Annotated in this window: 12 protein-coding genes and 2 riboswitches; all 12 genes read left to right on the forward strand. The window is 39.8% G+C overall.

All coding sequences use genetic code 11. From position 1 onward, the window contains the following. Nucleotides 1–41 precede the first annotated feature (41 nt). The 12 genes from MN086_RS02330 to MN086_RS02385 all read left to right on the forward strand — a co-directional run bounded on the left by MN086_RS02330 (nucleotide 42) and on the right by MN086_RS02385 (nucleotide 11,332). Nucleotides 42–395 carry a hypothetical protein gene (locus MN086_RS02330; RefSeq protein WP_248576455.1) on the forward strand — a complete coding sequence of 118 codons (354 nt, stop codon included), beginning with the start codon at nucleotides 42–44 and terminating at the stop codon, nucleotides 393–395. Between the two features lie 66 nt (nucleotides 396–461). Next, the gene (locus MN086_RS02335) at nucleotides 462–1,745 is read left to right on the forward strand and encodes a hypothetical protein (protein ID WP_248576456.1); all 1,284 of its coding nucleotides are present in this window, start codon (nucleotides 462–464) and stop codon (nucleotides 1,743–1,745) included. A 1-nt stretch (nucleotide 1,746) separates the two neighbouring features. Next, nucleotides 1,747–2,625 (forward strand): metal ABC transporter solute-binding protein, Zn/Mn family, encoded by an 879-nt coding sequence (locus MN086_RS02340; protein ID WP_248576457.1) that lies wholly within the window; start codon nucleotides 1,747–1,749, stop codon nucleotides 2,623–2,625. Further along, nucleotides 2,622–3,371 carry a metal ABC transporter permease gene (locus MN086_RS02345; protein ID WP_248576458.1) on the forward strand — a complete coding sequence of 250 codons (750 nt, stop codon included), beginning with the start codon at nucleotides 2,622–2,624 and terminating at the stop codon, nucleotides 3,369–3,371. Before MN086_RS02340 ends, MN086_RS02345 begins: the two co-directional genes overlap by 4 nt. Before the next feature lie 74 nt (nucleotides 3,372–3,445). Continuing rightward, a complete protein-coding gene (locus MN086_RS02350; protein ID WP_223899328.1) occupies nucleotides 3,446–3,703 on the forward strand; it encodes a hypothetical protein in 258 nt (85 codons plus the stop codon). Nucleotides 3,704–3,845: 142 nt separating this feature from the next. Continuing rightward, nucleotides 3,846–4,403, forward strand: coding sequence for a porin family protein (locus tag MN086_RS02355; protein WP_248576459.1), 558 nt, complete (start codon nucleotides 3,846–3,848; stop codon nucleotides 4,401–4,403). Between the two features lie 187 nt (nucleotides 4,404–4,590). Then, nucleotides 4,591–4,717: riboswitch (TPP riboswitch) on the forward strand. Nucleotides 4,718–4,813: 96 nt separating this feature from the next. Then, complete coding sequence (thiC, locus tag MN086_RS02360) at nucleotides 4,814–6,703, forward strand: phosphomethylpyrimidine synthase ThiC (RefSeq protein ID WP_248576460.1); 1,890 nt, start codon at nucleotides 4,814–4,816, stop codon at nucleotides 6,701–6,703. Nucleotides 6,704–6,707: 4 nt separating this feature from the next. Beyond that, a complete protein-coding gene (locus MN086_RS02365) occupies nucleotides 6,708–7,736 on the forward strand; it encodes an FAD-dependent oxidoreductase (protein ID WP_248576461.1) in 1,029 nt (342 codons plus the stop codon). Next, nucleotides 7,733–7,936, forward strand: coding sequence for a sulfur carrier protein ThiS (gene thiS / locus MN086_RS02370; RefSeq protein WP_248576462.1), 204 nt, complete (start codon nucleotides 7,733–7,735; stop codon nucleotides 7,934–7,936). Before MN086_RS02365 ends, thiS begins: the two co-directional genes overlap by 4 nt. A 1-nt stretch (nucleotide 7,937) precedes the next feature. Further along, a complete protein-coding gene (locus MN086_RS02375; RefSeq protein ID WP_248576463.1) occupies nucleotides 7,938–8,747 on the forward strand; it encodes a thiazole synthase in 810 nt (269 codons plus the stop codon). A gap of 60 nt (nucleotides 8,748–8,807) precedes the next feature. After that, a riboswitch (TPP riboswitch) is annotated at nucleotides 8,808–8,921 on the forward strand. Between the two features lie 76 nt (nucleotides 8,922–8,997). Beyond that, nucleotides 8,998–11,058 (forward strand): TonB-dependent receptor, encoded by a 2,061-nt coding sequence (locus MN086_RS02380; RefSeq protein ID WP_248576464.1) that lies wholly within the window; start codon nucleotides 8,998–9,000, stop codon nucleotides 11,056–11,058. Between the two features lie 13 nt (nucleotides 11,059–11,071). Then, nucleotides 11,072–11,332, forward strand: coding sequence for a hypothetical protein (locus MN086_RS02385; protein ID WP_008245209.1), 261 nt, complete (start codon nucleotides 11,072–11,074; stop codon nucleotides 11,330–11,332). The last annotated feature ends 2 nt before the right edge of the window (nucleotides 11,333–11,334 follow it).

Here is an 11,334-nt window from a genome sequence, read left to right on the forward strand (position 1 = left end):
ACACTTTATTGAATTTAATCATACGAAAGGAGACAATTTTTATGAAACTAAAACACTCTGTAAAGTTACTGCTTATTGCTCTTTTTGTATGGGCATCTCAGAGTACAACAATTCACTTTCAGCATCATGAACTGGAGGAGATCTCAGAATGTAACGTTTGTGACACATCCCAGAAGATCAAGCTTTATCAACACAATCGACATGTGGTTGTGAGTAATGAGAACCTTGCTGTAAACATAAGAAGAGAAGTGGAAAAAGTTCTTGTTAATTCAAGCTTTGACTATACAGATGTACCACAATGTAAGCCGATTGATATTGTAAAAAAATCACAATATACCGACAGTTCTATAGTATTAGGGTTTAATGCTACTGCACCCCCGGTATCTTTTTCATAATCAAAAAATAATTCAACCAAAACCATTTTTAAAAACAAAATATTAATAATTAAAGGATCATAGACTATGAAAAAAATAGTATTAACAAGTATGCTTTGTGCAGGTTTATCTTACGGTGATATAGCACAACTTTTAGATGAAGACAAAAGAACGTTTGACAATTCAAAATATATTCCGGATATCTCGCTTATTACGGACGTATCTTATGTAAACCGTAGTATCAAAGACGACGAGCTCTCTCATCTTGGACTTCCCGGTATTGCACATGGCCTCTATACAGAGCATGCACACGGTGGCAGTAACGAGGCTACCTATAATGCAAACCAGGGGTTTAACTTTAACTACGCGGAGCTTATACTCTCAAGCAGCGTGGATCCGTTTTTCAGTATGGATGGTACGTTCCACTTCAGTCAAGAAGGTGTTGAAGTAGAGGAGGCTTATTTTACCTCGACCGCATTGGGACATGGACTGAGATTAAGAGGCGGTAAACTTCTCTCAAATTTCGGATATATCAATGCACAACACCATCACTATTGGGATTTTGGAGATATGCCACTCGTCTATGAATCATTTTTGGGAACGCACGGAATAAATGAATTGGGTGCCCAGTTGCAATGGACAGCACCAACGGAGTTTTACCTCATGGCAGGGCTTGAAGTACTTCAGGGTGAAAATGAACAGATGTTTGGAAACGAGTCTGTTAGTCTTGAAGAGTTTACAGGTGTTGAAGAGGACCGTATAGAAGGTACAGATGCACCGTCTCTTTATGTAGGTTATCTTAAATCTTCGTTTGATTTTGGTGATACGACGATCTTCGGTGGACTCTCTTATGCACAAGGAGATACACTTTTAAATCATAGTGAAGATGAAGAAAACCCTCATGTATTTAAAGGTGATGCAAAGCTTTATGGTGCTGACTTGGTCGTATTGCATGCATTGGATTCGTACAGATCTTTTAAGTGGCAAACCGAGTGGTTAAGCAGAGAGCTTGATGGTGTCATATATGGGGATCTTACAACGCCTGAAAATTATAGCAGTATGAATAAAAAACAGAGCGGCCTCTATTCTCAGTTGATCTATACGCATGATAAAAATTGGAGAATGGGTGTGAGATATGATACAATTTATCAAAATGACATTACAAAAGATGGTGTTGATACAAATGAAGTTGATGATTTCAACAAGTATTCTGCCATGATCGAATACCATACGAGTGAATTTGCACGTTTTAGACTTCAATATAATTATAATAAGGCAATGTATAATGAAGCTGATGAAAGAGAAAATCTCCATACGATCATGTTACAGGCAAATATTGCAATCGGTGCGCACGCGGCACATGCATTTTAAGATGAAAAAGTTATTTGTTTTACTGGCGCTTCTTCCCTTATCATTGTTCGCACAGCTCAATATTGCGGTGAGTTATCCCTTTATTGGTGCATTGACCAAAACGATAGGAGGAGAAGATGTTAAGGTAACGGTTTTGGCAAAAGGAAAGTGGGACCCCCACTTTATCATTCCTCGTCCTTCGCTCATCAGTAAAATGAGAAATGCAGACGCGATGATCATGAACGGCGGACAGCTTGAGATTGGTTGGCTCCCGCCGATCATCAATCGTGCCGGCAATCCCAAAACAATGCCCAATACGAAAACATTTTTAAATCTTTCGCACCATATTAAGCTTATCAACAAGCCAAAAAGTGTGGACAGAAAACATGGAGATATTCACCCTGACGGGAATCCCCATTTTCATATCAGTCCTAAAAATATCTTGATACTGGCAAAGACCATAGAGAAGTTTCTTGGCAGCATAGATGCAAAAAACAGTGGTATTTACAAGAAAAACTATCAGGATTTCTCCAAGGTCTGGCAGCAGAAAATGGCTCTTTGGAAGAAGAAAATGAAAGACAAAAAAGGGTTGAAGGTCATTCAGTTTCATGATAATCTTGCCTATTTTAACAAAGAGTATGGTCTTGTGAACATAGGAACGATCGAACCGCTTCCGGGGATCCCTCCCTCTTCAAAACATACGATCGAGATCATTGAACTGATCAAAAAAGAACAGCCGTGCTGTATCTTGCATGATGTCTATCACTCAACAAAAACAGCTGATTTTATCAGTCAAAAAACCGGTATCAAGATCATTCTTATGCCACATGACATAGAAGCACTTGAAAATATCGATAACCTGAGTGCCCTGTTTGACTACCTGACAAGTGCCATAAAATGATAGATATTTTACTTATTCCGATTGTTTTGGTTATTGTACTTGTGATGCTTCATGCCTATTTTGGTATAGAGATCTTAAAGCGAGGGATCATCTTTACAGACCTTGCTATTGCCCAGTTCGCAGCGCTTGGTTCATCGATCAGTCTGGGGTACTTTCATGAAGAATACTTTTACCCTTTGACCCTCAGTTTTGCTTTGCTGTGTGCTTTTTTGATCGCTTTTGCTTCGACGAGAAAGCTTCATTTGGAAGCCTTTATAGGGATTCTTTATATTTTGGGTGCCAGCGGGATCATGATGGTGCTTTCACACTCCTCTGAAGGTATGGAGCATTTCAAATCGCTTCTTGCAAGCGATATACTTTTTACACCTCTGAATGATGTGTTACAAAGTGTGATTATTTATGCCTTCATCGCCATGGCACTCTACTTTGTCTATCCGAGACTCAAAGGCTTTTTCAGGGAACTCTTTTTCTTTTCACTTCTTGCAATCACAGTGACCTCTTCGGTTTCCCTAGCAGGTGTTTTTGTTGTCTTTGTACTTCTGATCGCACCGCCTTTTGTTTCTCTTTCTCTCAATGTGAAAAAGCCTTTACTTGTAAGCTTTATTTTTGGATGGTTCTTTAGTATCGGTGCGATCGTGATCTCTTATTTCTATGATCTACCGACAGGGTACAGCATTGTCTTTATGGGTGCGCTTCTCACTGTGGTTATCGTGATGATGGCTTCCAAAAGCGAACAAAAAAAATGATCTGTTTGATCATTTTTTGAGTGATTGCACATTAATTTCGCTACAATACAAAAAATAAACATACGGGAAAGACAATGACATCAGCAGAAAAACTCAAAAACCTATTAGAACTTGAGATCATTCCAGATTTGGAAGTAGCCATTGATGAACTTTTTGCAGCCATAGATAAAGCAAAATCTGCTTCAAAAGAACAAAAAGAGGACCTCGAAGAGATGAGGGAGATGCGTACAGAGTGTTTTGCTATCATTGAAGAGCTTGGACGCAATGAGCTTGAAGAAGAAGAGATAGAAGAGCTCCTGGCAGAACTAGTCGATATGAAGACGGAAGAATAGGCAGTCATTACCTTTTTCAAAAGGAATGGAGCCCAGTTTTTAGCCAGAAAGTGAAAAAAATATCATTCGACTATTGACATTTTAATATTAATTGATATAATACTGCCACTTTTTCAAGAATTTAAAATATAAGGAAGAAAAAATGAAAAAAGTTTCACTATCAATCGTTGCCCTGTTGGCAATGAATACATTCGCATTTGCAGGTGGAGATTTCACTACTCCGGTAGAACCGCAAGTCACTATACCAGAAGTTGATGAATCAACCGGGTCTTTTTATGTAGGTGCAGGGTATACATATATAAATTTAGATGCTTCAGGGAACTTTGGTGAGCATGATGGTGATGCAACACTTTTACTGGCAGGTTACAACTTCAACCCATATATCGGTGTAGAGGCTAGATATGCCGGTTTAACTGATTGTCTTGAAAATGCTGCTATTTATGCGAAGCCGATGTATCCGTTCGGTGATATAAAAGTATACGCACTGCTTGGATACGGAGAAACTACATTTGATAAGGGGCCTTCATTTTCAGAAAGTGGCTTCCAATGGGGTCTAGGTGCAAACTATGCAGTGACTGAAAATATTGGCGTATTTGCAGACTATACAACACTGTATGATGATACAGGATTTGACAATGTTGCCGTGCAAGAAGATGTGACTGTAGATGCTATCAACGTAGGTGTAACGTATACTTTCTAAGCAAACCGGTGGCTGGTTAGATCTTTTCTGACCGCCAAAGGTTGAATTCTAAAACTATTTTTAATTTTCTATATATAAAGAAATCTTTCTCCTAAACATTTATCTTAATCCTTTATATAGATCTTTTTCTCATCATTTTATACATTTAATTAAGCCTATTTTTAGCCTCTTTAAACTATAGTACGGTTTCAACCTCTCGGGGGGCTTTGATCATTTATGGAACACATATCTGATACATAGCTGAGATAGCAAATGCTTGACCCGTCGAACTTGAACTGGACAATACCAGCGTAAGGAAGAGACTTGTATCTAATTATTAACTATAAATACTGTGCCTAGAGGCCTTTTTTATTTATAACTTCTTTAATTTCTACACCTCTTCCCTAAATATAACATTTTAAGGGAACATTATGACAAAAGCATATAAAGACACATTAACGACATCCAATGAACTTTTAACGAGAGACCCATTTCCTGCGTCTCAAAAAGTGTATCTCAAGGGTGAGATACATAAAGATATCAGAGTACCGGTACGTGAGATCACTTTGGGTGATGAATCAAAACTCAGAGTTTACGATACATCGGGTCCCTATACAGACCCAACTGTAGATATTGATGTAGGTCAGGGAATTCCTGCTATCCGTAAAGAATGGATCGTAGGGCGTGGCGATGTAGAAGAGTATGAAGGACGTATTATGGCGCCTGAAGACAATGGTTACAACACTGATGAACAGCTTGAGTTCGTTACAGCAGGTGCAAAAGGGCTCGTACGTACACCACTTCGTGCTAAAAAAGGGAAAAATGTTTCTCAGCTTTGGTATGCAAGACAGGGGATCATCACGCCAGAGATGGAGTTCATCGCAATTCGTGAAAATCAAGACAGAGCGATGAATGAAGCCTACCTTCAAGATGAAGAGAGAGAAGCAAGACTTAAAGGTGAAGATTTTGGTGCCAACTTGCCAGAGGTGATCACTCCTGAGTTTGTACGTCAGGAAGTAGCAGCGGGTCGTGCAGTTATTCCATGTAACATTAACCACCCGGAAGTTGAACCTATGATCATTGGGCGTAATTTCCTTGTAAAAGTCAATGCAAACATTGGTAACTCAGCAACGACATCAAGTATCGCTGAAGAAGTAGAGAAGATGGTATGGTCAACACGCTGGGGTGGAGATACAGTAATGGATCTCTCAACAGGTAAGAATATTCACACGACACGTGACTGGATCCTCCGTAACTCACCGGTACCTATCGGAACAGTGCCTATCTATCAAGCACTTGAAAAAGTAAACGGTATCGCTGAAGATCTTACATGGGAAGTGTTCAGAGATACACTGATCGAGCAGGCAGAGCAAGGAGTAGATTACTTTACGATCCACGCGGGGCTTTTACTGCACCATGTACCAATGACGACAAAACGTGTAACGGGTATTGTTTCTCGTGGTGGAGCGATCATGGCAAAATGGATGATCCATCACCACCAAGAGAATTTCCTCAATACGCACTTTGAGGAGATCTGTGAAATTATGAAAACATATGATGTAACATTCTCACTGGGTGATGGTTTACGTCCGGGAAGTACAGCGGATGCAAATGATGAAGCACAGTTCGCTGAACTTAAAGAGCTGGGACGTTTAACACAAATTGCCTGGAAACATGATGTACAAACGATCATCGAAGGTCCGGGACACGTACCGATGCACATGATCAAAGAGAATATGGATAAGCAGCTTGAGTGGTGTCATGAAGCGCCATTCTATACACTTGGGCCGTTAACGACTGATATCGCACCAGGGTATGACCACTTCACATCAGGGATTGGTGCAGCGATGATAGGCTGGTACGGATGTGCGATGCTTTGTTATGTAACACCTAAAGAGCACCTGGGACTTCCAGACAGAGAAGATGTAAAAGAGGGACTTATTACCTATAAGATCGCTGCACATGCGGCGGATGTTGCCAAAGGACACCCTGGTGCACGTGCAAGAGACGATGCGATGAGTAAAGCAAGATTTGAGTTTAGATGGGTAGATCAGTTCAATATCGGTCTTGACCCTGAGCGTGCAAGAGATTACCATGATGAGACCCTTCCTATGGAAGCGGCTAAAGTGGCTCACTTCTGTTCAATGTGTGGACCAAAGTTCTGTTCGATGAAGATTTCTGCAGATGTACGTGAATATGCAGATTCACTGGGAACAGATGTAGAGAGTGCAAAACAACAGGGAATGAACGAAATGTCCATGAAATTTAAAGAGATGGGTTCAGAAGTCTATGTTGAAGCAGCTAAGATAGAAGAAAAGTAAAAACATGAATATAGGTATTGCAGGTGCTGGTTTAGTAGGTAGAGTGCTGGCACTTAACCTACTACAACGTGGCCACAAAGTAACTCTTTTTGATGAAGACACGGCTTATGGCGATAAGGCAGCAGGGATCACTGCTGCAGGTATGCTCGCTGTCTTTGCGGAATTAGAAAGTGCAGAGTCTGTTATTTTTGATCATGGAAATCGCTCTATTGCGCTTTGGCCTGGTCTGTTGGAACAGGTCGGCATTGCAGATGCGTATCAGCAGGAGGGCAGTATCATCACTGCACACCCTCAAGATTATAATGAACTGGATCACTTTATCGATACATTACAGTCCAAGGTAGAAGCAGCATCAGAGATAAAACTTCTGGACAGACAAACATTGACAGAGCTTGAACCGGATCTGGATCAGCATGCCAAAGCGTTCTTTATACCACATGAAGGACAGGTGGATGCACAGCGTTTTATGAAAGCATCAAGTGATTATCTACTTGCACATTCAGACGTTACGTGGCAGGAAGAGACTAAAGTGACTCATATCTCAGACGGTACGATTACAGTAGCTAATGAGAGTAAAACATTTGATTGGGTATTTGATTCGAGAGGACTTGGTGCTCAAGATGACATCAGTGATCTACGTGGTGTACGCGGAGAAGTATTTTGGCTAGATGCGCCTGAAGTAAACATAAGTAGACCTACTCGTATGCTGCACCCGCGCTATAAAATCTATATTGTCCCACGGCCGAATAACAGATATGTTATCGGTGCGACTGAGATAGAGAGTGAAGATAAAAGTCCAATGTCTGTACGTTCAAGCCTGGAGCTGCTCTCGGCAGTTTACAGTATGCATTCTGGATTTGCAGAGGCACGTATCGTTAACATGCTTACAAATTGTCGTCCGGCACTCAGAGATAATTTGCCAAAGATCGAACATGGGACAAAGATGACACGTATTAATGGATTATATCGACATGGTTATCTATTGGCACCTGCAGTCGTGGAAGAAGCGTTAAATGGAGGGTTAAACAGATGATAAAAGTATCAGTGAACGGTGAAGTAAAAGAGCTTGAAAACAATTTAAATGTAAGTCAGATGATAGAAGCACTTGAATATAAAGTCAAAGGTTTTGCTGTCGCTGTCAATACTACGTTTGTTCCCATTGCCAAGTATGATGAGACAATTATAAAAGAGGGAGACACCATAGATATTTTGGCTCCCGTACAAGGTGGATAAAATGACCAAACAGTTAGAAACCAACAACACATGGCAGATAGGCGGAAAAACCTTAAGCAGTAGACTGCTCATAGGTTCTGCACTCTATCCGAGTCCGGCAAATATGGAAGATGCTATTAGAATCTCAGGTGCCCAGATAGTCACCGTATCTTTGAGACGTCAAGCAGCCGGCGAGGGAAGAGGTAACCCATTTTGGGATATTATCAAATCTTTAGGCATAGAAGTTTTGCCCAATACAGCTGGTTCACATTCTGCTAAAGAAGCCATCACTACAGCACAGATGGCGAGAGAAGTCTTTGGTACAAATTGGGTAAAACTCGAAGTGATAGGTGACCAGTACAATCTGCAGCCAGACCCATTTGAAACAGTAAAAGCTGCTGAAGTGCTTATAAAAGACGGATTTGAAGTATTCCCTTATACTACAGATGACCTGGTCGTTGCAAAACGTTTGGCAGATGTGGGATGTAAGATCATTATGCCGTGGGGCTCCATGATAGGTTCAGGCAAAGGATTGATGAACCCTGATAATCTTATCGCGATTCGTAAGCAGTTTCCGGATCTACAGTTGGTTGTTGATGCAGGTATAGGTAAACCTTCTCATGCAGCACAGGCAATGGAACTTGGTTATGACGGAGTACTGTTGAATTCAGCCATAGCCTTGGCACAGGATCCGGTAAAAATGGCAGATGCTTTTAGATTGGCTGTTGAGGCCGGACGTTTGGGGTATGAAGCAGGTGTGATGAAAGAGCGTGAATTCGCTTCACCTTCCACACCTACTGTCGGTACACCTTTTTGGCATCAGTTTAATTAATATAACTCTTTTCTACGCTGATTTAAGCATTATAATAGCTTATTTTTAGTATAAGTAGTCATCAATCTCTCGGGGTGCTGGATCTTTTAAGATCTAAGCTGAGATAGCTGAAAAGCTTGACCCGTTGAACTTGAACTGGATAATACCAGCGTAGGGAAGAGAATCGTATATAATCTACTTCGATACATTATGTATCACTTTTATCTACTTTTCCTCCCTTTTTTCATATACATATTTTAAGGGGAATACAATGAAAACAAAACTTTTAACTGGTTCTATGATGGCAGCTTATGCATTATTGAACACACCTGCACTTGCAGAAGAGGTAACACTTGATCCAATTGTTGTTAGTGCTGATTTTAGGGAGAAGACACTTTCTCAAACAACCAATAGTGTTACGATTATAGGAGAAGAAGAAATTTATGATAAAGCTTCACAATCATTTATTGAAGCCCTATCTGAAATACCGAATGTCAACTTTAGTACAGGTGCATCTAAAGCAAAATATATTCAAATCAGAGGAATCGGTGAGAGAAGTCAATATGAAACACCGATAAACCCATCTGTAGGTCTTATCATAGATGGTATTGATTTTTCCTATGCAACATTGGGTGCAACACTTTTTGATGTTAATCAGGTAGAGGTACTTAAAGGTCCTCAAGGAACAACATTCGGTGCAAATGGTCTTGCAGGTGTGGTTAGTTTACAAAGTAATGAACCTACAAAAGAGACTGAAGGACATATTGAAGCAACAGTTGGAAACTACAATACCAAAGCAGTCGGAGCAGCTATTGGTGGGACACTGGTAGATGATGTACTTTTGGGAAGATTTTCCATTTATAAAAATACCAGTGACGGTTATATGGAAAACAGCTACTTAAATCGTGATGATACTCAAAATATAGATGAATTGACAGCAAAAGCTCAACTTCGCTGGATGGCATCAGATAATCATACGATTGATCTTAATGTAATGCATGTGAATATAGACAACGGTTATGATGCATGGACATTAGACAACAGTTGGGATTCTCATTCTGATCAGCCTGGGCAAGATACACAGAAAACCAATGCATTTGCCCTTAAGTCAACGTATGAGCTTGATACAATGAGACTGATCTCAAAAATAAGTCATTCATCATCTGACATGACATACAGTTATGATGAGGACTGGAGTTATGTAGGTGAGTTTGATGCGAGCTTATGGCCATATATGGGATTTGATGAGTATAATCGAGACCAGAAATTAACAGATATAGATATACGTTTGGTTTCAGATGAAGATGGACGTATCTTCGGTGGTAAAACAGATTGGACAATAGGTGCATACGCGAAAAAATTTGAAGAAGATCTAGACAGATACCATCCAACCGATTATGGGGCAGAAGAGAATTTTGACAGTAGTTATGAATCAAGAAATATAGCACTGTATACACAGTTAGATACACATATAGATGAGAAACTGACTTTTGTAACAGGATTAAGAGTCGAAGATTGGAACGCTGAGTATAGTGACTCTCATAATGTAAATATAGATAATGATGAAGTGATGGTCGGTGGAAAAATTGGATTGAATTATGCTTATGATCAAAGCACACTTCTTTTTGCAAATATATCTAGAGGGTATAAGCCAGGTGGGGTAAATCCAGGTTCAACACTTAGTGTAGAAGATAAAACATTTGCCACTGAGACACTATGGAACTTTGAGACTGGAGTGAACTCTTCTCATTTTGATAACACACTAAAAAGCAGATTGAATCTATTTTATGGAAAGCGTAATGACATGCAGGTAAAACTGTATGATTTAGCGGGACACAGTTTCACGGATTATCTTTCAAATGCTGCCAAAGGAAGTTATTATGGGTTGGAATCTCAACTAGATTATTATCCAAATGATGATCTTCACCTCTATTCAAGTATAGGATTATTGAAAGCTGAGTTTGATGAATATAGCCCAGAATTAGAAGGAAGAGCACCAGCTCAGTCACCTAAGTATCAGTATAATATTGGATTTGACTATGTATTGGCCGAGGCTTGGATATTTAAAACCAATGTAGAGGGAAGAGGAAGCTATTATTTTTCTAATACACATGATCAAAAATCAGAAGCATATGCATTATTGAATTCTAGTTTAGAGTATACTAATGGTAGTTTTTCTGCGACAATTTGGGTGAGGAACCTTACAGATGAAGAGTATGCAGTAAGAGGGTTCTTTTTCCCAAATAACCCAGGCAATGGTTACATTGATGAACTTTATACTCAAAAAGGTTCACCAAGAACATTTGGTTTAACTGTTGCGTATGATTTTTAATCAGGATTGATAGATGGAAATCTCCGTAGACATCAGTATGTACCCGCTTCAAAAAGAGTTTGAAGCACCTATTTTAGCTTTCATCGCTGAACTTGAAAAAGAGCAGAGTGTTGAGGTTGTTCGTAACGAACTCAGCACTCAGGTGCATGGTGACTATAAGGTAATCATGGCACTCTTGGAAAAAGAGATGTTTTCGGTTTTTACAGAGATCCCGGATTCTATTTTTGTCATAAAGTTTGTGGGTAATAATAGACAGGGGATATATGGGGTATAATC

Source organism: Sulfurovum sp. XGS-02, assembly GCF_023213175.1.
In the GTDB taxonomy this organism is placed as follows: Bacteria; Campylobacterota; Campylobacteria; order Campylobacterales; family Sulfurovaceae; genus Sulfurovum.

What these genes read in the sequence shown, in the direction of transcription:
- MN086_RS02330 (WP_248576455.1), top strand. Translation starts at nt 42, where the DNA reads ATGAAACTAAAACACTCTGTAAAGTTACTGCTTATTGCTCTTTTTGTA.
- MN086_RS02335 (WP_248576456.1), top strand. Translation starts at nt 462, where the DNA reads ATGAAAAAAATAGTATTAACAAGTATGCTTTGTGCAGGTTTATCTTAC.
- MN086_RS02340 (WP_248576457.1), top strand. Translation starts at nt 1,747, where the DNA reads ATGAAAAAGTTATTTGTTTTACTGGCGCTTCTTCCCTTATCATTGTTC.
- MN086_RS02345 (WP_248576458.1), top strand. Translation starts at nt 2,622, where the DNA reads ATGATAGATATTTTACTTATTCCGATTGTTTTGGTTATTGTACTTGTG.
- MN086_RS02350 (WP_223899328.1), top strand. Translation starts at nt 3,446, where the DNA reads ATGACATCAGCAGAAAAACTCAAAAACCTATTAGAACTTGAGATCATT.
- MN086_RS02355 (WP_248576459.1), top strand. Translation starts at nt 3,846, where the DNA reads ATGAAAAAAGTTTCACTATCAATCGTTGCCCTGTTGGCAATGAATACA.
- thiC (WP_248576460.1), top strand. Translation starts at nt 4,814, where the DNA reads ATGACAAAAGCATATAAAGACACATTAACGACATCCAATGAACTTTTA.
- MN086_RS02365 (WP_248576461.1), top strand. Translation starts at nt 6,708, where the DNA reads ATGAATATAGGTATTGCAGGTGCTGGTTTAGTAGGTAGAGTGCTGGCA.
- thiS (WP_248576462.1), top strand. Translation starts at nt 7,733, where the DNA reads ATGATAAAAGTATCAGTGAACGGTGAAGTAAAAGAGCTTGAAAACAAT.
- MN086_RS02375 (WP_248576463.1), top strand. Translation starts at nt 7,938, where the DNA reads ATGACCAAACAGTTAGAAACCAACAACACATGGCAGATAGGCGGAAAA.
- MN086_RS02380 (WP_248576464.1), top strand. Translation starts at nt 8,998, where the DNA reads ATGAAAACAAAACTTTTAACTGGTTCTATGATGGCAGCTTATGCATTA.
- MN086_RS02385 (WP_008245209.1), top strand. Translation starts at nt 11,072, where the DNA reads ATGGAAATCTCCGTAGACATCAGTATGTACCCGCTTCAAAAAGAGTTT.